The organism is Streptomyces broussonetiae (assembly GCF_009796285.1).
Classification (GTDB): Bacteria; Actinomycetota; Actinomycetes; order Streptomycetales; family Streptomycetaceae; genus Streptomyces; species Streptomyces broussonetiae.
In genome coordinates, this window is the sequence record NZ_CP047020.1 from 3,692,298 (window position 1) to 3,711,882 (window position 19,585).

At 73.5% G+C, this 19,585-nt stretch carries 20 protein-coding genes and 1 tRNA gene; 12 read left to right on the forward strand and 9 right to left on the reverse strand.

The features are described 5' to 3' along the window. Positions 1–80 precede the first annotated feature (80 nt). The 3 genes from GQF42_RS17120 to GQF42_RS17130 all read left to right on the forward strand — a co-directional run bounded on the left by GQF42_RS17120 (position 81) and on the right by GQF42_RS17130 (position 1,856). Positions 81–153 (forward strand) — tRNA-Arg (locus GQF42_RS17120). A gap of 307 nt (positions 154–460) precedes the next feature. After that, a complete protein-coding gene (locus tag GQF42_RS17125; RefSeq protein WP_158920877.1) occupies positions 461–1,420 on the forward strand; it encodes a D-2-hydroxyacid dehydrogenase family protein in 960 nt (319 codons plus the stop codon). Positions 1,421–1,562: 142 nt separating this feature from the next. Continuing rightward, complete coding sequence (locus tag GQF42_RS17130; RefSeq protein ID WP_158920879.1) at positions 1,563–1,856, forward strand: chaplin; 294 nt, start codon at positions 1,563–1,565, stop codon at positions 1,854–1,856. Between the two features lie 127 nt (positions 1,857–1,983). Here the strand turns inward: GQF42_RS17130 and GQF42_RS17135 are convergent, their stop codons facing one another. From GQF42_RS17135 to GQF42_RS17170, 8 genes are all read right to left on the reverse strand, one after another. After that, a complete protein-coding gene (locus GQF42_RS17135) occupies positions 1,984–2,850 on the reverse strand; it encodes a tyrosinase family protein (RefSeq protein ID WP_158920881.1) in 867 nt (288 codons plus the stop codon). Then, on the reverse strand, positions 2,834–3,319 hold the full coding sequence (locus tag GQF42_RS17140; protein WP_158920883.1) for a tyrosinase family oxidase copper chaperone: 486 nt from the start codon (positions 3,317–3,319) through the stop codon (positions 2,834–2,836). Before GQF42_RS17140 ends, GQF42_RS17135 begins: the two co-directional genes overlap by 17 nt. A 351-nt stretch (positions 3,320–3,670) precedes the next feature. After that, positions 3,671–4,192 carry a hypothetical protein gene (locus GQF42_RS17145; protein ID WP_158920885.1) on the reverse strand — a complete coding sequence of 174 codons (522 nt, stop codon included), beginning with the start codon at positions 4,190–4,192 and terminating at the stop codon, positions 3,671–3,673. 116 nt (positions 4,193–4,308) lie between these two features. Further along, a complete protein-coding gene (locus GQF42_RS17150) occupies positions 4,309–4,893 on the reverse strand; it encodes a vitamin K epoxide reductase family protein (protein WP_158920887.1) in 585 nt (194 codons plus the stop codon). Beyond that, complete coding sequence (locus GQF42_RS17155; RefSeq protein ID WP_158920889.1) at positions 4,893–5,384, reverse strand: DUF5949 family protein; 492 nt, start codon at positions 5,382–5,384, stop codon at positions 4,893–4,895. The genes GQF42_RS17150 and GQF42_RS17155 overlap by 1 nt, the downstream gene beginning before the upstream one ends. A gap of 160 nt (positions 5,385–5,544) precedes the next feature. Continuing rightward, positions 5,545–5,835 (reverse strand): hypothetical protein, encoded by a 291-nt coding sequence (locus GQF42_RS17160; RefSeq protein ID WP_158920891.1) that lies wholly within the window; start codon positions 5,833–5,835, stop codon positions 5,545–5,547. Between the two features lie 187 nt (positions 5,836–6,022). Next, a complete protein-coding gene (locus GQF42_RS17165; protein WP_158920893.1) occupies positions 6,023–6,673 on the reverse strand; it encodes a hypothetical protein in 651 nt (216 codons plus the stop codon). Between the two features lie 171 nt (positions 6,674–6,844). Next, positions 6,845–7,084: a chaplin gene (locus tag GQF42_RS17170; RefSeq protein ID WP_158920895.1), complete on the reverse strand. Its 240-nt coding sequence runs from the start codon at positions 7,082–7,084 to the stop codon at positions 6,845–6,847. A 217-nt stretch (positions 7,085–7,301) separates the two neighbouring features. On the opposite strand from GQF42_RS17170, the gene GQF42_RS17175 reads away from it, so the two are divergent. The 9 genes from GQF42_RS17175 (at position 7,302) to GQF42_RS17210 (ending at position 18,078) form a co-directional block, all read left to right on the forward strand. Then, complete coding sequence (locus tag GQF42_RS17175; RefSeq protein ID WP_158920897.1) at positions 7,302–7,673, forward strand: hypothetical protein; 372 nt, start codon at positions 7,302–7,304, stop codon at positions 7,671–7,673. Between the two features lie 56 nt (positions 7,674–7,729). After that, complete coding sequence (locus GQF42_RS17180; protein WP_158920899.1) at positions 7,730–8,914, forward strand: glycosyltransferase family 4 protein; 1,185 nt, start codon at positions 7,730–7,732, stop codon at positions 8,912–8,914. Further along, on the forward strand, positions 8,911–10,350 hold the full coding sequence (locus GQF42_RS17185; RefSeq protein WP_158920901.1) for an exopolysaccharide biosynthesis polyprenyl glycosylphosphotransferase: 1,440 nt from the start codon (positions 8,911–8,913) through the stop codon (positions 10,348–10,350). Before GQF42_RS17180 ends, GQF42_RS17185 begins: the two co-directional genes overlap by 4 nt. Positions 10,351–10,353: 3 nt before the next feature. Further along, positions 10,354–11,649 (forward strand): O-antigen ligase family protein, encoded by a 1,296-nt coding sequence (locus GQF42_RS17190; protein ID WP_158920903.1) that lies wholly within the window; start codon positions 10,354–10,356, stop codon positions 11,647–11,649. A gap of 767 nt (positions 11,650–12,416) precedes the next feature. Further along, on the forward strand, positions 12,417–14,423 hold the full coding sequence (murJ, locus tag GQF42_RS17195) for a murein biosynthesis integral membrane protein MurJ (RefSeq protein WP_233273371.1): 2,007 nt from the start codon (positions 12,417–12,419) through the stop codon (positions 14,421–14,423). 52 nt (positions 14,424–14,475) lie between these two features. Next, the gene (locus GQF42_RS17200; RefSeq protein ID WP_158930247.1) at positions 14,476–15,168 is read left to right on the forward strand and encodes a polysaccharide deacetylase family protein; all 693 of its coding nucleotides are present in this window, start codon (positions 14,476–14,478) and stop codon (positions 15,166–15,168) included. Beyond that, positions 15,165–16,328, forward strand: coding sequence for a glycosyltransferase (locus tag GQF42_RS17205; protein ID WP_158920905.1), 1,164 nt, complete (start codon positions 15,165–15,167; stop codon positions 16,326–16,328). Before GQF42_RS17200 ends, GQF42_RS17205 begins: the two co-directional genes overlap by 4 nt. Then, complete coding sequence (locus tag GQF42_RS45930; RefSeq protein ID WP_233273372.1) at positions 16,325–16,969, forward strand: YveK family protein; 645 nt, start codon at positions 16,325–16,327, stop codon at positions 16,967–16,969. Before GQF42_RS17205 ends, GQF42_RS45930 begins: the two co-directional genes overlap by 4 nt. Then, on the forward strand, positions 16,966–18,078 hold the full coding sequence (locus GQF42_RS17210) for a GNAT family N-acetyltransferase (protein ID WP_233273373.1): 1,113 nt from the start codon (positions 16,966–16,968) through the stop codon (positions 18,076–18,078). The genes GQF42_RS45930 and GQF42_RS17210 overlap by 4 nt, the downstream gene beginning before the upstream one ends. Here the strand turns inward: GQF42_RS17210 and GQF42_RS17215 are convergent. Then, positions 18,075–19,481, reverse strand: coding sequence for a glycoside hydrolase family 26 protein (locus tag GQF42_RS17215; protein WP_199272707.1), 1,407 nt, complete (start codon positions 19,479–19,481; stop codon positions 18,075–18,077). The genes GQF42_RS17210 and GQF42_RS17215 overlap by 4 nt on opposite strands. Positions 19,482–19,585 lie beyond the last annotated feature (104 nt).

Here is a 19,585-nt window from a genome sequence, read left to right on the forward strand (position 1 = left end):
ACCGAACCTCCACATCGAGCCACGGAGGCGAAGCGACAGGGTCGAGGAACAGGGAGCTTTATCCTTGGTCCCGCCACCAGGCCCCCGTAGCTCAGTGGATAGAGCAGGCGCCTTCTAAGCGCTTGGCCGCAGGTTCGAGTCCTGCCGGGGGCGCCCGTGCACAGCCCTCCCTCAGGGAGGGCTTTTTTTGCTGGTCAGAGGTGGTACCACGGGGCGCGGGTCAGCCCGGGACGCCTCCTTGGTGGCCAAGGGTGCGCTTCGGGACCGTCCGGCTGTGACCGGGGTGTCGCGGGTGGCCCTGCCGCAGATCATGTCGACCTTCTCGACCAGAGGAAGATCAGCCAACGCCCGGCACCTGGGCCTCTGGGGGTCGGGCGCGGGTGGTCCGGGGCGCCGTTCCCCTCTCCCGGCCCGTCGGCGTGGCGCGGATACAGTCATCCTCGGGGAGAGGAGAGTCGACGTGCGACTTCGCTGTGCGGTACTGGACGACTTCCAGGGCGTGGCCACCACGCTGGCCGACTGGTCGGTGATCGAGGACGAGGTCGAGGCCGTCGCACTGCGCGAGCACCTGGACACCGAGGACGACCTCGCCGCGGCCCTCGCCGACTTCGACATCGTCGTCACCCTGCGCGAACGCGTCCCGGTCCCCGGCTCGTTGATCGCCCGGCTGCCCCGGCTGAAGCTGATCGTCGCCTCCGGGATGCGCAACACCGTCATCGACTACGCGGCCGCCGAGAAGCACGGCGTCACCGTGTGCGGCACGCAGAGTTCGGGCATCCCGCCCGCCGAGCTGACCTGGGCGCTGCTGCTCGGGCTGGCCCGCGGGATCGTCGAGGAGAACACCGCCCTGCGCACCGGCGGTCCCTGGCAGTCCACCGTCGGCGCCGACCTGCACGGCGCCCGGCTCGGCGTGCTCGGTCTCGGCCGGATCGGCGGCCATGTGGCCCGGGTCGGGCTCGCCTTCGGCATGCGGGTCAGCGCCTGGAGCCCGCGCCTGACGGAGGAGCGCGCCGCGGAACACGGTGTCGAACTGGCCGCGTCCAAGGAGGAATTGCTCACCGCCAGTGACTTCGTCTCCGTCCAGGTGCCCGGCGGTGACGGCACCCGCGGCCTCATCGGCGCCGCCGAACTGGCTCTCATGAAGCCGACCGCCTACCTGGTCAACACCTCCCGGGCCTCGGTCGTCGACCAGGACGCGCTGCTGGCCGCGCTGCACGAGGGCCGGATCGCGGGAGCGGGCATCGACGTCTTCGACATCGAGCCGCTGCCCGCCGACCATCCGATGCGCACCGCGCCGCGCCTGCTCGCCACGCCCCACCTCGGCTATGTCTCACGGGCCAACTACACGACGTACTACGGCCAGGCGGTGGAGAACATCCAGGCCTATCTGGCGGGCTCCCCGATACGACGGCTGCCGTGAGTGCCGTCGACGAAAAGGCATGCTGCCGTTGAAAGGGTGATCCACCTGCGATCACCGTGACCACCCTCGCGCGGCGCCGTTGAACGGAAAGTGCGGCGGCTGGCCTGCCGCTGCGCTTTCCGAGCAACAAAAGGAGAACGTGATGTCTCGCATCGCGAAGGCAGCCGTTGTCGCCCTCGGCACCGGTGCCGTGGTGGTCGGCGGGGCCGGGCTGGCCCTGGCCGACGCGGGCGCCGAGGGCGCGGCCGTCGACTCGCCGGGTGTGCTGTCCGGCAACCTGCTCCAGGTTCCGGTCAACGTCCCGGTCGACGTGTGCGGGAACACCGTCGATGCGATCGCCCTGCTGAACCCCGCCTTCGGCAACACCTGCGTCAACAAGGGCGACCTGAAGCCGGGCAACCCCGGCGGCTACGGCAACGGCGGCTACGGCCACTGACCGGACCGGCCGACGCGACGATCCGGCCGTCAGCGGCAGACCCCAAGAGCCCCGGCACTGCGAGCGCCGGGGCTCTTCCCCTGCCCCTGCCCGGCAGCGCCCGTCTCGTGCCCGGGAGCCCGCGGCCTCAGGCGTACCGGTAGATCCGGCTCAGGTCCTCCAGCTGGTCCGGTGTCTCGTCCCACGGCGGCAGTTTCCCGTAGCGGGCGACGACCCGCCCGTTCTGGTCGTCGGCGGGGCCGGGCGGGTCGGCCGGCAGATAGCGGTGCTCGCGGTGCGCCCGCTGCCAGCGCTGCCACTGCAGGTCGACGAAGGCGTGGTGCAGCCAGAACACCGGGTCGTTGACCGAGGCACCGCCGAGCATCACCCCGCCGACCCAGCGGTGCACCCGGTTGTGGTTGTGCCAGGAGGCGCTGCCGCTGCCCTGCCCCCAGCCCTCCAGCTTGTTGCGGAAGCCGCTGGTCACGGTCGAGTCCCACGGCGGAGTGTCGTAGACGGGGTCGTCGAGCGCCCACCGCAGGTCGCTCTTCGTGGGCAGCTGCAAGGGGGCGGCGGCACGGCCCAGGTCCCGGGTGAGGAACCTGCCGTCGGTGACGCCCTCCTTGATGGTCCAGTGACCGGCCGCATAGGCGAACGGCCCGGTCGTCACCTGCTGGTCAAAGCGCCGTCCGTTGCCGCCGAGCAGGTCCTTCGTCCACGGCACCGAGGCCGGCGTACGGTCCCGGGTCCAGTCCCAGTACGGCACCGTCACCGAGGAGTCGACGCGGCGCAGCGCCCGCTCCAGCTCCAGCACGAACCGGCGGTGCCAGGGCAGGAAGGACGGCGCCATGTGCGCGGTGCGCAGACCGGTCTCGCCGTCGGGGGTGTAGTGGGCGATGTGCGTGCGGACGAACTCGTCGTACTCACCGCGCCGCTTGAGTTCCAGCAGGGCGTTCACGAACCGGCGCCGCTCGCTCGCGGTGAGCGTGCCGACGTCCCTACGCACGTACGCCACGGTCTTCCCCCATGTGCATCTGTTCGCCGCCCATCGGGTCCGTGGCCAGGTCGTCGCGCAGCTGCTGGCCGGGGCCGATCTCGTCCACGGCCGCCCGGGTCGCCTCCAGCGGTGTCCGGTACGAGGTGTAGTGGTCGACCATGCTCAGCCAGGTGCCGTCGGCCCGCCGCATCAGGTGCAGCGGGCGCCCGTCGACGGTGATCCGCCAGTCCTCCTCGGTCGTCCCGCCCTCGACGACCGGCACCAGCACGCCCTGGATGAGGCGGCCCCGGTAGACCTCGTCGAAGGAGGTGCCGTCCGAGGACCGCATCGGGGGCACGGGCCGGGACGCGCCGACGACCGGCGCCAGTGCCAGCGCGGCGACCGAGGCCAGCAGCCCCCGCGCCACGTCCCTCCGGGCCGCTCTCGCCGCCCCCTCTTTCCCCTGCCGCCCCGCGCCCACCGTCGCTCCGTCGATACCGAAGACCATCACGCGCTCCTCGCCTGGAACCGGACGCCCACGACCGGACGCCGTACCGGCTAACCGGCCCGGGGCACGGAGGGTCACCGCACCAGAGCCATCCGGTGGGGAGGAGCGGCTACGACGCCCGGCTCGAACGGGGGCGCGGTGGAGGCGGTGCGGCGGCTTCGGCGGCTTCGGCGGTCGAGTACAACGGACCGGAGAACGGGACCGGAGAACGGGACCGGGCAACAGGACCGGGCGGCGGAGACGGCCGGGCCGACAAGGGGCGCAGCCCTTCGTACCCCAGCGCGCGCCCCGCACGGCTCACGGCTCACGGGCCACGGGCCACGGGCCCACGGCCCACAGCCCCCTGAGGGCCTACCGGCCCGCGCCGCCCGCCACGTCCGCGTCGGCGATCGTCTGCAGGGCCGGGGCGATGATGCCGAGCTGCGGCTCCTTGAGGTCCGGGAGGCCGAAGTTGTCCGGGTTGGGCCGGGTCAGGGGGGCGTCAGCGACCACGCCGGGGGTCAGCGTGTGCAGGTCGTTGACGGGGGTGTCGACGGCCACGTGGTCGAAGCGGTCGCCGAGGACCCGCGGGATCGGTGCGTCGAGGTTGACTCCGGGCAGGCCGCCGGACATCGGCACCGGGGGCAGGGTGCGGTCGGGCAGCAGGTGGCCGGTGACGTAGCGCGGGCCTTGGGGTGCGCCCGGCATCATCAGCGGCGCCGGCAGCTCCAGGCCCGCCTTCGGCATCTCCATGCCGAGGGACTCGGATGCGCCTTCCAGGGGCACGGAAATGGGGACCGTGCCGACCGCGGCGGCGGGGGTGGCTGCGGCACCCACGGCGGCCGCGACGCCCGTGACGACGGCGGCAAGGGTTCCTCGGGTGGTCGACTTCATGTCAGGTACGGTCCCTTCCAGGATGCGGGAGTTCGACGTCCGTACCGCGTAACGAGCCGGAAAACCACTTCTGTTCACAATTCGCCCGGCTGCCGTAATTGTCGGCTGGTCACTCTTCAGCTGGTCCAGAAGTCCCACCAGCGGGTCAGGATCAGCATGCCGACCACGCCGATGTGCAGCACCGGGAGCACCCAGGTGAACTCGGCGAGGAACCCCTTCAGCCAGGTCGGCGCGGGCAGGAAGCCGTGCGCGACGACCAGCGAGGTGGCGTACCAGAACATGAGGATCGTGGCGACCCAGGCCAGAGCGCACCACAGGCACAGCGCGTTGATCCGGTACAGGGACTCGTACTGGAGCCAGGAGACGAATCCGACGCCGAACAGGCAGCCGGCCTCGAACAGCAGCCAGTACCAGCCGGGAAAGCGGGCCCCGGCGATCAGGCTCATACCGACGCACACGACGATGCCGTAGGCCACCAGGCCCAGCATCGGGTTGGGGAACCCGAAGGCCGCGGCCTGCTCGCTCTTCATCACACTGCCGCAGGACACCACAGGGTTCAGGCTGCATCCGGGCACGAAGTTCGGGTTCTGCAGCAGCTTGAACTTGTCGAGCGTGATGGCCCAGGAGGCGAGCAGCCCGGCCGCCCCGGTGAGTACCAGCAGCAGCCCGAATCCCCTGCCGCCGGCCAGGGGCTTGGGCATCAGTGGCGCACTCTGGCGGCCGGCAGGACGATGTGCGCGGCGGCGTTCAGGGTCTCCTCGGCACCGGCGAAGGCGGCGAGGTCGGCCGGCTCGACCGTCTTGCCGGGCTCGCCCTCGGGCCAGGCGCGGGTCGTGAACACGAGGTAGGCGTAGCCGCGCTCGGCGACGGCCTCGAGCCACTCCGGCGGCGCACCGGCCTGCGCGACCAGCTGTGGCATCCGTACGACGGCCTGGCCTGCCTCGACCAGCAGGCTGACGGGGAGGCTGGGCCGGGCGTTGCCGTCGACCAGGTCGCCGCCGACCGGCAGCCCGTTGCTGGTCAGCAGGTGCTCGACCGCCGCCGCGGTGGCCTCGGGGCCGCCCTCGGCGTCACCCAGGGAGTAGGCCAGCAGATAGGGCATGTCGGCGCCGTCGGGGGCCTCGCCGCTCCATGCGAGCAGGACGAGCGTGCCGAGGCCGGCCGGGCGGATGTCGCTTGGGGTTGAGGTCACCGCGCGACCCTATCGACGCTTCCGCGGGCCCTCTGACGGCTTCTCACCCTTCCGGACGAGCGCCCGGACCCGCTCCACACGAACGAGGGAAGCGGGGCCGCAAAAGCCGGGGGCCGGTGCCGCGGGTGCGGTACCGGCCTCCGTGCGTACGGGCGGGGTGTCAGCTCTGCAGGGGCAGGCCGCCGAGCAGCGGGTTGTGCTGGTTCAGCGCGCCGGTTGCGCCCTTGACCGTGTGGAGCAGGGAGTTCTTGTTCTCGGTGTTGAGCGCGTCCGACTGGTGATGGATCGGCATCGCGTCGTTGAGGGTGAGCGGGCCCTTGGTGAGCTGGTTGACGGCGCCGTTGAGGCTGGTGGGCGTCACGTCGGCGGCGTTGTAGGCGAACGCGGGCGCGGCAACGCCTGCGAGGGCCACGGAACCGGCAACGACAGCGGCAGCCTTCAGGGACTTCATCGTGTTCCTTCCTTCGGCAACTCAAGTCACCCCAGTGAATTCTGACGCCGTGCCTAACGAGATCCGGCCGGGGCGGAAACCCCGTACGCACAAGACATATGAGATCCCCGAGGTTCGGCTCCTCGGGAACAGCACTCAGCCGCCGTACCGGGCGGTACGGCGGCTGAGTGGTGCACGCGCCGAAGGGTCAGCCGGTCGCGGGCAGGTTCGGTACCGAGGCCGGGGAGGCCGCGTTCGAGGTGGCCAGGCCGAGCGTGGACGTCAGCAGGCCGACCAGGTTGGACACCACGCCGCCGGCCGCCGAGACCACCGTGGACAGGCCGGAGGTGGCCGCCTTGAGCAGGTTGTTGACCGCGGTCTGGAGAGAGGCGAGCAGGTCGCCGACGGCGTCGCGGGCCGCGGGGGCCTTGCCGTCGTCGGCGTGCTTCACGACGGCCGGGCGGTCCGGGACCATCGGGAGCTTGGCGGTCGAGGAGAGGCCGGGCGTCACGGGAGCCCTGGGCGCGGCCGGTGCCGGCAGGACCGGGGCAGTCCTGGCCACCTCGTTGATGGCCCGTCGGGCCGCCCCGCCGAGCCTGTCGGCCTCCTCGGAGGTCAGTCTGCCCTTCTTCAGCGACTCGTTGAGCAGGTCGACGACCGGCTGGAGTACGACACGGGTCGCGTCCAGGGCTCTGACCTGGACGAGCAGTTGCTCCTCTGCCTGCGTGGCGGGAGAGGAGGCGCTGGACGCGTGTTCTCGGGCCGCGTCGGCGGCAACGGCTGCCGGGCAGGTGACACCGGCCAGGACGGCGGCGCAGAGGGTGGTGGACGCAAGGCGCCGCGCGGACAGAACACGCATGGGAGTTCCTTTCGGTGAACAGCGGGACCTGTGCCCACCGTCCGTTCACCGACAGCGCCTCGCAACCGGTGGATCATGGATCTGATCCATCCGGGGGAGCGGAGGAATCGGCCGTCCGCCCCGTGGCGGATACGCGGGACGGACGGCCGGCCGAAGGGTTGTGTCCCGGCGTCAGTGATTGACGCAGGTGTTTCCGAAGCCCGGGTTCAGCAGACCGATGACGTCGACGGTGTTGCCGCAGAGGGCGATCGGCACGTGGATCGGGATCTCGACGGTGTTGCCCGACAGAACGCCCGGCGAGTTCTTGGCGACGCCGGCCGCACCGGAGTCGGCGCAGGCCACACCGGCACCGCCGGCGACGGCCACGACGGCGGCGGAGGTCAGGACCAGACCCTTCGCGATACGCGACATGGAGAGGTGCTCCTTGGGGATCGAGGCAAACATGCGGGCGGACGCCCGGCGTTGTGTCAACGCGGGCCGGCGCCGGTAGTTGTGCCGCCAACGGGGTGATACACGCAAAGGGTTACCCTTCACACTTCCGACACACTTGTCCTCTTTCAACGGATTAATACGCATAGCGGCTAGAGTTACGGCCCTCTCCAGCACATGCGAAAGGGCACCGCCGGTCATGCGCAAGCTCCTGGGTCCGCACACGGTGCGGCACACGGTCAGCGAGGACTTCACCGGCGCGGGCGACCGGCGCACGCTCTCCTCCGGCCCCCGGCGTACGCCCGTCACAGCGATCCGGCGTACGTCTGTCGCATTCGGCGGCTCCGTCAATCCACCTGACGACGTACCCGCCCCCACGACCAGCGCACCGGGGCCCACACCCGCCCGGCGGATCTCTGGCTACGCCAACACGCTCGGCCACGACTCCGACCTGTCCGATCTCGGCCCGGATCGGCGGCGCGGCGGTGACCAGCCGGGCTTCCGGCTCGTTCCCCTGCCGGAAACGGCATGGGCCGACGTCCTCTTCGCCGCCGTGGACGCACAGGTGTGAGGCGCGTTCCCGACCGCCGTCCCGAGCGCCCCCCCTGTGAACGAGGTATTCCGCCCATGCACCAGCCAGCGCCCGCCCCCCGGCCACGGGTCCTGCACCTCGCGCAACCCGTCGACGGCGGTGTCGCCCGGGTCGTCCTGGATCTGGCGCGCGCCCAGCTCGCGGCGGGCCTGCACGTCACGACGGCCTGTCCCGACGGTGAACTCGCCTTACAGTTGCGGGAGTTGGGCGTCGACGTCCACCACTGGCGGGCCGGCCGCGCCCCGGGCCCGGGCCTGCCGGGCGAGGTACGGCGGCTCGTACGACTGCTCGACGAGGTACGGCCCGAACTGGTGCACGCGCACAGTGCCAAGGCGGGCCTGGCCGGCCGGCTCGCCGTCCGCGGCCGGATCCCCACCGTGTTCCAGCCGCACGCCTGGTCCTTCGAGGCGGTCGGCGGCGCCACGGCGGCGCTCGCGCTGCGCTGGGAGCGGTGGGGGGCGCGCTGGGCCGACCGGGTCGTGTGCGTCAGCGAGGCAGAGCGCACCACCGGGCTGCGCGCCGGGGTCCGGGCCGCGTACGCCGTCGTCCCGAACGGCATCGACACCGCACGCTTCTCACCGGGCCCGCACGCCCCCCTCGGATCCGCTCCTCTCGTGGTCTGCGTCGGCCGCCTCTGCCGCCAGAAGGGCCAGGACGTGCTGCTGGAGGCCTGGGAACAGGTGCTCGCAGCGGTGCCGCAGGCGAGGCTCGCCCTGGTCGGTGACGGTCCGGACCGCGAGACGCTGCAGCAACGCGCCCACCCCTCCGTACGGTTCGCCGGCGCGGTCACCGATGTCGTGCCCTGGTACCGGGCCGCCGACCTGGTGGTGCTGCCCTCCCGCTGGGAGGGCATGGCGCTCGCCCCGCTGGAGGCACTGGGCTGCGGCCGGCCGGTCGTGCTCACCGACGTCGACGGCGCCCGCGAGAGCCTGCCGCCCGCCCTCGCCGCCCGCTGTCTGGTCCCCCCGGAGGACCCCACGGCTCTGGCCGGGGCGGTCGCCGGGCTGCTGTCCGACCCGCCGCTGCGCGCCGCGCTCGGCGACCAGGGGCGCCGGCACGTCCTGTCCACGCACGACGTACGGCACACCGCCGAGCGGATCGCGGCCCTGTACCGCGAGTTGCTCGACGCCGCCGAAGGGGCGCGTCCGTGCCGCCCGGAGGCAGACAGACAAACACACCCGCACGTGCCCTCCGAGTGCAGGGAGTCCACCCCCTCGTGACCGCGGAACGTACCGTCCCCTCCCCCGGCGCACAGCCCTGGGACCCCGGATTCCCGGCCGTCTCGGTCCTTCCGGCCCGCGCGGCCGGCACGGCCGGCACGGCCGGCGGCTTCCGGTTCCCGCTGCGGCGCCCGCCCGCCCGGCCCGTCTCCCCACTGCCCCTCATCGCCGCGGATCTGTTCGCGGCGCTGGTCGGCACGGTCGCGCTGGACGAGACCGCGCACCGGCCGGTGCTGGTGGCCGCGCTGGTCTGCGGCGCACTGCTGCTGCGCCCGCACACGACCCGGCTCGTGCCCGCCGTGCTCGACGAACTGCCCGCGGTGTGCGGGCGGATCGCGGTGGCCTGGCTGGCCCTCGCCGCGCTGCTCGCCGCCTACGCCCCCGAGCGCGCCCTCGACGCCCGCACCCTGCTGCTCGGGGTGGCGCTGCACGCGACGGCGGCCTGCACGGGCCGGGGCGCGGTGCACTGGCGGCGCCGGGTGGCGCTGAGGAACCGCCCGCACACCGCCCTGGTGATCGGGCCCGCCGCGACCGCGCAACGCGTGGCCGCCGCGCTGCTGCGCCATCCGCGCTGCGGGGTACGGCCCGTGGGCGTCGTCGCCGAGCGGCCCGACGGCCACGGCGGCCTGCCCGTGCTCACCAGCGGCGAGGAGGTGGAGCGGGCGCTGGTGCAGAACGGGGTGCGGGCCGTGCTCACCGTCGACCCCGCCGTACGCACCGGGAAGGCACCGCTGCTGCGGGCGCTCGCCGAGTCGGGCTGCACGGTGTGGGAGCTGGACGCGGACTCGCCGTCGTACCAGATGCGCGACCAGCTCGCCGGGTTCGCCGTACGGCAGCTCGACCTCGGCTCACGGCGGCGCGGCAGCATCGGCAAACGACTGCTGGACGTGCTCGTCTCCGGGACGCTGCTGGTGCTGGTCAGCCCGGTGCTGCTGGGGTGCGCGGTGGTGCTGCGGCGCACCGACGGTCCCGGCGTCGTCTTCCGGCAGGAACGCATCGGCAAGGACGGCCGCCCCTTCACCCTGCTGAAGTTCCGCACCCACCGCCCGGCCGACGAGCACGAGGCCGCCACCCGGTGGAGCGTGGCCGGCGAGCAGCGGATGAGCCCGTTCTGCCGGTTCCTGCGGCAGACCTCGCTGGACGAGCTGCTCCAGCTGTGGAACGTCCTCAGAGGTGACATGAGCCTGGTCGGCCCACGCCCGGAACGGCCCTACTTCGTCACACAGTTCAGCCAGGCCCACCCGGGCTACGCGGCCCGCCACCGGATGCGCACCGGGATCACCGGGCTCGCCCAGATCCACGGGCTGCGCGGCGACACCTCCATCGAGGACCGGGCCCGCTTCGACAACGCCTACATCGACAACTGGTCGCTGTGGCAGGACGTCTGCGTCCTGCTGCGCACCGCGGCCGCGCTCGTGCGCTCGACGGGGAGCTGACCGATGGCCCTCGCCCTGCCCCTGCACCGCGTCCCGCGCCTCTCCCCGGTGCTGCCCGTCATGGCCGTGGTCGCGCTGGTCGCGCTGCCGACCGCCCCCGGCGACGACGGCGGCGCGGGCCCCGCCGACGCACTGTCCGCGCTGGTGGTCGCCTACTGCGCCGTACGACTGCTGCGCGCGCGAAGCCGCCCGCTGACCCGGACGGCGGCCGTGTTCCTCGGCCTGCCGGTGTTCGGCGTGTCGCTGGCCGCGCTGCACGCGGTCTCGCCGGGCGCCGGGATCGCCGGCCTCGGCCGCTACCTGCAGATCTTCGTGCTGGTCCCCGCCGCCGTCCTGCTCCTGGTCCGCGACCGTCGCGACTTTCGGCTGCTGGCGTGGTCGTTCGTCGCGCTGGCGATGTTCCAGGGCGCGGTCGGCGTGCACCAGTACCTCACCGAAACCGGTGCCTCCTACCAGGGCGAGGACATCCGCGCGGTCGGCACCTTCGGCCCGTCGGACGTGATGGGCATGGCGACGGTGGTGTCCTTCGGGCTGGTCTGCGCAACGGGCCTGGCGCTGGGCCGGGGCCCGGTCCGCGTCCGCCTGACGGCCACGGCCTGCGCCCTGGCGCTGCTGCTCCCCCTCACGGTCTCCTTCAGCCGGGGCGCCTGGATCGCCACCGCCGTCACCCTCACCGCGCAGCTGGTGCTGGCGGGGCTGCGCCGGGCGCTGCGGACGGGCGCGGCCGGGGTGGCGCTGTGCGTGGTGCTGGTGGGCGGGTTCGGGGCGGGTACGGCGATGCTCCAGGAGCGGATCGACAGCATCACCCAGGTCACCGACGCGCCCGACCAGTCGGTCACCGACCGGTACACGATGTGGGCGGCCGCGCTCGGCATGTGGCGCGAACACCCGCTGATCGGCGTCGGTCTCAAGGGCTTCCCCGAGTACCGGGACGGACACGCCTCCCTGGCCCTGTCGTCCGGCAGCGACACGGAGGGCGCCGGTGCCGCGTTCCGCCGACAGCCCCTCCTCTCCCCGCACAACATGTACCTGCTGGTGCTCGGCGAACAGGGCCTGATCGGCCTGCTCTGCCTCGCGGGCGGCTGGCTGGCCCTGCTGATCCGCGCCCTGCACGGCCTGCACCGCTCCCGGACGTCGGGCGGGCACGGCCTGGACTGCGCCCTGATCGCCTGCGGCCTGCTCCTGTGGCAGCTGGTCGACTTCGCGTACGCCGACATCGGCGGCCCCTCGACCGTCCTGACGGCGGTGTGCTTCGGCATGGCCGCCTGGTGCGGCCTGACCGCCCAGGCCGACCGATGACGGACCCGAGGACCGGCAGGCTGCCGGACCACGAACCGGCCACCACCCCGGGCGACACGACGGTACCGGTGGCCCGCTCGGCACCCCGGACCGCCCCGGACCACACCACACCCACCCCCGACACCGCCCCTGGGGCCACCACACGTGCCGGGTTGGGTTGCCTTGCGCCGGACGGATCGGGCGGGGTTGCGGCGGGCGAGTGGGGCGGGGTTGCAGCAGGCACGTCGGGGGCGGTCGCGCCGGACGGGCCGGGTGGAGTTGCGCCGGACGGGTCGGGGGCGGGTACGTCGGGGGCGGTCGCGCCGGACGGGCCGGGTGGAGTTGCGCCGGACGGGTCGGGGGCGGGCGCGTCGGGGGCGGTTACGCCGGACGGGCCGGGTGGAGTTGTGCCGGACGGGTCGGGGGCGGTCGCGGCGGGTACGTCGGGGGCGGTCGCGCCCTCCGCGTTGAGTCCGACTGCGCCCGCCGGGTCGCATCCAGCCCCGCCGACCGAGTCCGTTCCGACCGCGCCCACACAACCGGACCCCGTCGCACGTGCAGTGCCGCATCCGATCACACCGTCCGCGTCGAGTCCGGCAACACCAGGGGACCTGGGTCCCGTCGCATCCGCCGGAGCACGTCCGGCCCCGTCGGCCGAGCCGGATCCCACCGCGCCCGCCGACACGCGTGCGGCCACACCCGCAAGGCCGAGTCCGGTCACACCGGCCGGCTCGGGCCCGGTTTCGCCTGACAAGTCGGGGCCGGTCGCACCAACCGAGACGCGTCCGATGGCGTCGGCCGAGTGGCGTCCGGCCGCGGCTGCCGCTCCGGGGGCCACCGGCGCGCCCACCACTCGTTCCACCGCGCCCGTCTCCCTGGGACCTGCTGTCCCCAGGGCCCTGCAACCCGTCGCACCCATCGCCCTGGGGCCCGCCGCCCCCAAGGCGCTCCAACCCGCCCGGCCAGGCCCAGCCGCGCCCGCCGCTCCCGGCGTCGTCCCGCCCTCCCCCACCCGTTCCACCGCACCGATCACCTCGGGGCCCGTCACCACCGCCGAGACAGGATCCGTCACCCCCGCCGAACCCCTCCCGGACGCGCCCACCGCCTCCGGCCCCGTCCTCGCACCCACCACCCAACCCAGCGCACCCACCCCCCAACACACCCCTCGCACACCGCCCGACCACCCCCCGCCCACCCGGCGTTTTCTCGCTCGTGCCGCGGTTGTCACTGCCTCGCTCTCCGTCGCGGCGGCGTTGCTGGGGCTGTTGCGGGACCAGTCGTTGGCTCGGTTGTTCGGGGCCGGGCGGGACACCGATGCGTTTCTGGTCGCCTGGACCGTGCCGGAGTTCGCGGCCACGCTGCTCATCGAGGACGGGCTGGCGTTCGCGCTGGTCCCGGCGTTCAGCAGGGCGCTGGCCCGGCGGGCCCAGGGCGCCCCGGGGGATCCGGTGCGGGCGCTGGTGGCCGGTACGCTGCCGCGGCTGGCGCTGGCGTTCGCGGCGGTGGGCGGAGGGCTCGCGCTGGCCGCCCCGCAGTTCGTGGCGGCGCTTGCGCCGGGGCTGCCCGACCAGGCGCTCGCCGTGGACTGCACCCGGCTCACCGCGACCTGCGTGTTCAGCTTCGGGCTCGCCGGTTACTGCAGCGCGGCCCTGCGGGCCCACCGCCGCTTTTCGGCCCCGGCCGCGATCTACATCGCCTACAACCTCGGCATCATCACCGCGATGCACACGCTCGGCGGCCACTGGGGCGTGCGCTCGGCCGCGGTCGGGGTGGCGGCGGGCGGATGTCTCATGGTGGTCGTACAACTGCCCTTCCTCGTACGCGAACTGCGTAAGCGGGGTGCGGCGGGCTCGGAGACGAGGGCAGAGGCCGGGGCCGGGGCCGGGGCCGGGGCCGGGGCCGGGGCCGGGGCCGGGGCCGGCGCCCTTGACGTACCGCTGATGGCGACCGTGCTCCTCTTCGCGCTGTGCCGGCAGTCGCAGGTGCTGATCGAGCGGTTCCTCGCCTCCGGCCTGCCCGCCGGGGCGATCTCGCACCTGAACTACGCCCAGAAGGTCGCGCAGATCCCGATGACGCTGTCGATGATGCTGTGCACGGTCACCTTCCCGGTGGTCGCGCGGGCGCTCGCCGAGGGCCACACCGAGCGGGCCCGGGCCCAGGTGGAGCGGGATCTGGCCGTGGCCGCCGCACTGGTACTGCTCGGCGCCGCCACGGTGGTGGCCTGCGCCCCGCAGCTGATCGGCCTGCTGTTCCAGCGCGGCGCGTTCACCGCCCAGGACACCGCCGCAACCGCCGTGGTGATGCGGATCTACGCCCTCGGCCTGCTCGGCCAGACGCTCACCGGTGTCCTGGTCCGCTCCTACTTCTCGGCGGGCCGCGCCACCTGGTACCCGGTCACCGCGATGGCCGCCGGGATCGCCGCGACATCCTGCATCGGCGCCTGGTCGGTCGGCTCGTGGGGCGTCACCGGGATCGCCGCCGCCAACGCCATCGGCATCACCGTCACCGCCGTCCTGCTGCTCGCCGGCATGGGCCGTCGCAGTGTGCCGGTCCGTGTCCCGCGCCTGCTGCGCGAGCTGAGCCGGCCGCTGCGGGCGGCGACGATCGCCGCCCTGGCCGGCGAGTTCGCCACCCGGCTGTCCGCGTCGCCGCTCGCCGGACTCGTCGCCGGCGGCGCCACCGTCACCGTCGTCTTCGTCCTGCTCGGCGGAGCCCTGGGCGACCAGGGCTGCACCGCCGCCCTCCGCACCGTAGGCACCCTGACCCGAAGGCTCGCCCATGCCCTCCTACGTTGAGACCGCCGCCCCCGTCCAGCGCTCCAGACCCGGCCCCGCCCCCTGGATCGCCATGTACCACTCGGTCGGCGACAGTTCCGACGACCCGTACCGCATCACCGTCACCCCCGACCGGCTGGAACGGCAGCTGAGCTGGCTGCGCCGCAGGGGGCTGCGGGGCGTGTCCGTCGCCGAGCTGCTCGCCGCCCGCGCGCGCGGTGAGGGGCGGGACCTGGTGGGTCTCACCTTCGACGACGGGTACGCCGACTTCGTCACCAACGCGCTTCCCGTACTGGAAAGCCGGGACTGTACGGCCACCCTGTTCGTGCTGCCCGGCCGGCTCGGCGGCGACAACGCCTGGGACCCGCTCGGCCCGCGCAAGCCCCTGCTGAGCGCCGAGGGCATCCGGCAGGCCGCCGACGCCGGCGTGGAGATCGGCTCGCACGGCCTCACCCATGTGGACCTCACCCTGGCCGACGATTCCAGGCTGCAGGCCGAGACCGCAGAAAGCCGCCTTCTGCTCGAGGAGTTGACCGGCTGTACCGTCACCGGCTTCTGTTACCCCTACGGCACGGTCGACCGGCGCGCCGTGGACGCCGTACGGGCGGCCGGGTACGGCTACGCCTGTGCCATCGACCCGGGCGCGCCGAGCGGCCCGTACACCCTGCCGCGCGTGCACGTCGGGCAGAACGACCACGCCGTACGCCTGTTCCTCAAGTACCGGCTGCACCGGCTGCGCCGCCGCCCCGTCGAGGGGCTGCGGTGAAGGCGCTGCACATCATCACCGGGCTCGGGGTCGGCGGGGCGGAGCAGCAGCTCCGGTTGCTCATCCGGCACCTGCCGGTGTCCTGCGACGTCGTGACGCTGACCAACCCCGGGGCGGTGGCCGAGGGGCTGGCGGCCGACGGGGTGCGGGTGACGCACCTCGGCATGGCCGGGAACCGCGACCTGGCCGCGCTGCCCCGGCTGGCCGGGATCATCCGGCGCGGCGGCTACGACCTCGTGCACACCCATCTCTACCGGGCCTGTCTGTACGGCCGGATCGCCGCCCGGCTGGCCGGGGTCCGCGCGGTCGTCGCCACCGAGCACTCCCTCGGCGACTCACAGATGGAGGGCAGGCCGCTCACCGCCGGGGTGCGGAGGCTGTATCTGCTGGGCGAGCGACTCGGCCGGTCCACGGTCGCCGTCTCCCCCACGGTCGCCGCGCGGCTCGTCCGCTGGGGCGTGCCCGCACCGCGCGTCGCCGTCGTGCCCAACGGCATCGACCTGGCGCGCTTCGCCTACGACCGGGCGGCCCGGCTGGGCACCCGTGACCGACTGGGGCTGCCCGCCGACGCGTTCGTCATCGGCGCCGTGGGCCGCCTGACCCCCGGCAAGCGCTTCGGCGTCCTGATCCAGGCGCTGGCCCAACTTCCGCACGACTGCCGGTTGTTGCTGGTCGGCGGTGGCCCGGAGGAGGGCTCGCTGCGGCGGGCCGCGCGGGCGGCGGGGGTCGCCGACCGGGTGCTGTTCGCGGGCGAGCGGCCGTACCTCGGCGACGACTCGCCCGGCCCGGACCTGCCCGCGCTGACCTCGGCGATGGACGTGCTCGCCGCGCCGAGCCCCGAGGAGTCGTTCGGGCTCGCGGTCGTGGAGGCGCTCGCGGCCGGGCTGCCGGTGCGCCACACCTCCTGCCCGGCCCTCGACGACCTGCCGCCCGGGGCCGCCCCGCACGCGGCGCGCGTCCCGTGCGACCCCGGCGCCTACGCCCGGGCCCTCGCCGGCGTCCGCGCCGCCGGCCCCGGCCCGCGCACCGCCCCCGAGGCCGCCCGCCACTACTGCATCACCCGCAGCGCCGCCCGGCTCATGGACGTCTACGCCTCGGCGCTCGCGGCCCCTCACCCCACCGCCCAGGTCCCCGTCCAGCAGGGAGCAAGCCCCTCATGACCGACAACCAGCGCACCACTCGCCCCTACCGCCTCAGCGCGCTCCCGCCCTGGTCGCTGGTGGCGGCCGGGGTTCTCGCGGGCGGGCTCGCCGGAGGCGCGTACGGCGTGCTGAAGCCCCCGACGTACACGGCGACCAGCTATGTCATCGCCGTCCCCACCGACAAGTCCGACACCACCTCCGCGCTCGGCTTCGCGCAGGCCTACGGCCGGGTCGCCCCCCAGCTCGCGGTGCTCGACGACGCCCAGATGTGGGCCGGGGTGCCGGTGAACACGCTGCGCAACAGCGTGCGCACCGAGACCTCGCCGGACGCCCCGATGATCGCCGTCTCCGCCACCTCCGCCCACCCGGTCGAGGCCACCGACATGGCCAACGCGGTCGCCCGCGCGCTCACCGGGCACGCCGACGAGACCAAGGACAACACGCACGTGGAACTCCTGCTGTTCTCCCGCGCGGTCAAGCCGGCCGCGCCGAGTTCGGCCTCCCCCAAGGTGACCGGGCTGGTCGGGGCGAGCGCGGGCGGTCTGCTCGGCGGGCTCGCGCTGCTGGTGCGGCCCCGGCGCCGGCCGGAGGAGGAGACCACACGTCCGGCCTCGGTGCCCGGTCCGGCCGTCGCCGCCGACGCGCACGGCTCGCGGTGACGGCCACCGAGACGGCGCACCCCACCCGCGCCGCCGAAGTCGTCACCGACGAGGCCGGTTTCGCCGCCCTGGCTCCGGCCTGGGAGCGGCTGTACGGGCGGTGCGCCGCCGCGACCCCGTTCCAGAGCCACGCCTGGCTGCACTCGTGGTGGCAGTCGTACGGCCGCCCCGGCCGGCTCCGGCTGCTGCTGGTGCGCCGTGGCGGCGAGCTGGTGGCCGCCGCGCCGCTGATGCTCGTCCGCAGGCCCGTGCCCGCGCTGGTGCCGCTCGGCGGGGCGATCTCCGACTACGCGGACGTGCTGCTGGACGACGCCGACGACGGGCCCGCGGCACTCGCGCTCACCTCGGCCCTGGCGGACGCGGCCCGTACGGCACTGATCGACTTCCGTGAGGTACGACCGGGCGCGGCGGTACAGCGGATCTACGACCGCTGGCCCGGTCCGCGCCGCACGGTGGCCGGCTCCCTGTGCCTGGAACTGCCCGCCGTCCCCATGGACGGCCTGATGGCCCGGCTGTCGTCGAACAAGGCCCAGCAACGGGTGCGGGCCAAGCTGCGCAAGCTGCAGTCGCTGGGCGTCGAGCGGCACACGGTCGGTCCGCAGGAGGTGGACGCGGCGCTCGGCCGGCTGCTGGAGCTGCACCAGCTGCAGTGGCAGGACCGGAAGGTGACGACCGAGCACCTCCAGCCCCGGTTCCGGGCCCATCTGGTGCGCGCGGTCGGCCCGATGGTCCGCGCGGGCAACGCGGCGGTCACCGAGTTCCGGATCGACGGCGAGGTGGTGGCCGTCGACCTGACCCTGCTGTCGCGCAGCCTCGCCGGCGGCTATCTCTACGGCGCCCATCCGAGCCTGCGCGCACGCAAGGCGGACGTGGCCGTGATGCTGCTGGACGCCTGTACCGAGCACGCGAGCGGACGCGGCACGCTGAGCCTGCTGCGCGGCGACGAGCCGTACAAGCACCACTGGCGGCCGGAACCGGTGCCCAACCGCCGGCTCCTGCTGGCCCGGCGGCGCACCGCCGCGCTGTTGACGGCAGCCCGGTTCGACGCGGCGGCCCGGCAGCGGGGCAGGGAGGCGCTGCGCGGGTGGAAGGAACGCCGGCGGTGCTAACGGCTGCGCGACCACCAGTCGAAGCGGACGCAGAGCTTTCCGCCGAGCCAGTACTCGAACCAGTCGCCGAGGTCCACCGGCGAGCAGGTGGCCGGGGCCTTGTGGGCCGTCGGCTTCGGGAGCGGTTCGGTGGCCGGCTTGGGGGTCGGCTCGGACGACGTGAGCACCGGGGTGACCGGCTGGCCGAGGCCGTACAGGGCGGTGCGGTAGATCTGCGCCGACTGGGGGTTGGCCGAGCACTGCCACACGCCGTGCGGGCAGTAGTCGGTCAGCGTGTTGTACAACGGTTTGTGCTCGTCGATCCAGGCGAGCATGTGCTGCATGTATACGGCGTTGTCACCGTTGCGGAAGAGTCCCCATTCCGGGAAGGAAATGGGCTTGCCGTGGGATTTCGCGAAATCCACGTGCTGTTGGAGACCGTAGGGCTCCTTCACCTGTTCCTCGAAGGACTCACCCGTCGGCTGGTCGTAGGTGTCCATACCGATGATGTCGACCGTGCGGTCGCCCGGATAGCACTCGGTCCAGGGCACGGAGTCCCGGCCACGGCTCGGGGTGAAGTCGAACCGGAATTTCTGCCCCGGCACGCTGCGCATGGTGGTGACGATCCGGTCCCAGTACTTCTTCCAGCTCTCCGGGTCCGGTCCGCAGCGATGGGTGTAGGTGCTGCCGTTCATCTCCCAGCCGAGCACGATCACCGTGTCCGGCACCTTCAGCTCCACCAGCCGCTCGGCCAGTGCCTTGAAGTGCTGGTCGTACATGCCTGCCGCGCCCTCCCGCAGCAGCCACCCCACCCCGATGTCGGGGATGCCCGCCTCGTTGCGCTCCAGCATCGGCACGTTGAGGACGAGCGTCCGGTCGGCCTTGTCGCGCCGCCACCGCGCCCATACGTCCAGGAATCCGGGCGCTCCCTCGATGTCCCGCCAGCGGTCGCCGGGCAGATAGGTGTGGGCGACCTTCAGCTCGGTCCCGCCCAGCCAGTGGCTCAGCTGGGCCATCCGCGCGACCCCGAGCGGCCCGGAGTCGAGAAACGCCCCGAAGGGCGGCACGGCGGGCTTGACGGGCGCGACGGGCTTGGCGGGCACGGCGGGCTTGGCCGGCCCGGGAGGCGATGTGGCCGGGGTCGGGGCTGCGGCTGCCGGGGCCGGGACAGCCGGTGCCGGGACAGCCGGTGCCGGGGCTGGGTCCGGGGTCGGGGCTACGGCTGCCGGGGCCGGAGCTGCCGGTACCGGCGGTGCCAGAGCCGCAGGTACCGGGGCTGCCGGGGCCGGGGTGGTCGGAGTCGGCGTGACCGGGCCCACCCCCACCGCGAATCCGGAACCGGCCGCCAGGGTGACCGACGCGACGACCACCGCGGCCACCACGGTCAGCCGCCGGGAACGGTCCCGTCGCTGCTGTGGAAGCATGCCTGCTCCTCTCTCCACTCGGCTGTTCTCTCGTTGTGCACTGCCTGTTCGCGCAATTCCCGTTATTGACACACAGTCATATCGATCCGAATTCCGCCAGTGCG

Bases quoted from the DNA above. Each gene is read 5' to 3' on its own strand.
- GQF42_RS17170 (WP_158920895.1), bottom strand. From the start codon at position 7,084: ATGTCGCGTATCGCGAAGGGTCTGGTCCTGACCTCCGCCGCCGTCGTG.
- murJ (WP_233273371.1), top strand. From the start codon at position 12,417: ATGGCGTCGGCCGAGTGGCGTCCGGCCGCGGCTGCCGCTCCGGGGGCC.
- GQF42_RS17145 (WP_158920885.1), bottom strand. From the start codon at position 4,192: ATGAAGTCGACCACCCGAGGAACCCTTGCCGCCGTCGTCACGGGCGTC.
- GQF42_RS17180 (WP_158920899.1), top strand. From the start codon at position 7,730: ATGCACCAGCCAGCGCCCGCCCCCCGGCCACGGGTCCTGCACCTCGCG.
- GQF42_RS17215 (WP_199272707.1), bottom strand. From the start codon at position 19,481: ATGCTTCCACAGCAGCGACGGGACCGTTCCCGGCGGCTGACCGTGGTG.
- GQF42_RS17190 (WP_158920903.1), top strand. From the start codon at position 10,354: ATGGCCCTCGCCCTGCCCCTGCACCGCGTCCCGCGCCTCTCCCCGGTG.
- GQF42_RS45930 (WP_233273372.1), top strand. From the start codon at position 16,325: ATGACCGACAACCAGCGCACCACTCGCCCCTACCGCCTCAGCGCGCTC.
- GQF42_RS17140 (WP_158920883.1), bottom strand. From the start codon at position 3,319: ATGGTCTTCGGTATCGACGGAGCGACGGTGGGCGCGGGGCGGCAGGGG.
- GQF42_RS17130 (WP_158920879.1), top strand. From the start codon at position 1,563: ATGTCTCGCATCGCGAAGGCAGCCGTTGTCGCCCTCGGCACCGGTGCC.
- GQF42_RS17165 (WP_158920893.1), bottom strand. From the start codon at position 6,673: ATGCGTGTTCTGTCCGCGCGGCGCCTTGCGTCCACCACCCTCTGCGCC.
- GQF42_RS17150 (WP_158920887.1), bottom strand. From the start codon at position 4,893: ATGCCCAAGCCCCTGGCCGGCGGCAGGGGATTCGGGCTGCTGCTGGTA.
- GQF42_RS17160 (WP_158920891.1), bottom strand. From the start codon at position 5,835: ATGAAGTCCCTGAAGGCTGCCGCTGTCGTTGCCGGTTCCGTGGCCCTC.
- GQF42_RS17200 (WP_158930247.1), top strand. From the start codon at position 14,476: ATGTACCACTCGGTCGGCGACAGTTCCGACGACCCGTACCGCATCACC.
- GQF42_RS17175 (WP_158920897.1), top strand. From the start codon at position 7,302: ATGCGCAAGCTCCTGGGTCCGCACACGGTGCGGCACACGGTCAGCGAG.